This is a genomic window from Mesorhizobium sp. M2E.F.Ca.ET.209.01.1.1 (assembly GCF_004010375.2).
Classification (GTDB): domain Bacteria; phylum Pseudomonadota; class Alphaproteobacteria; order Rhizobiales; family Rhizobiaceae; genus Mesorhizobium.
This window is the reverse complement of record NZ_SADP02000363.1, coordinates 1-382: the sequence shown is the minus strand read 5'-3', so window position 1 is coordinate 382 and position 382 is coordinate 1. Positions and strand designations below refer to the sequence as shown.

Here is a 382-nt window from a genome sequence, read left to right as displayed (position 1 = left end):
GTGCGCCTGCCGGTGCTGATCGCGCTGTGCATCGGCCTGGTCTGGGTGGTCGGCGCGCCGCGCGATGCCACCCGCACCGGTGCCCTGGTCGGCCTGCTGCTGTTGCTGCTGTCCAGCCTGGGCGGCCTGGCGGCGGGCATGCTGCCGATGTGGCTGGTCAGCAGTGGTAATTTCGGCGCCGTGTCGGGCATGGGTGCCATCCTCGGCGTGCTGCATTTCGCACTGGCCATGGTCGAGGCCATCGGCGTGGTGCTGCTGGTGTGGGCGCTGGTGCGCCTGCTGCGTAGCCGTCCCGCCCCGGTCGCCTGAGCGCTGGCGCCGGGCCACGCCCGGCGTGTTTCGCCCCTGTGCGGCGCGGGCTTCGGACCGTGCGCGCCGGCGG

1 protein-coding gene is annotated in these 382 nt (G+C 73.8%); it reads left to right on the top strand.

Features of this window, described 5'->3' with window-relative positions:
• Positions 1 to 309: hypothetical protein (locus EN852_RS36005; protein WP_135879702.1), on the top strand; the 309-nt coding region annotated here is incomplete at its 5' end.
• Positions 310 to 382: the final 73 nt, after the last annotated feature.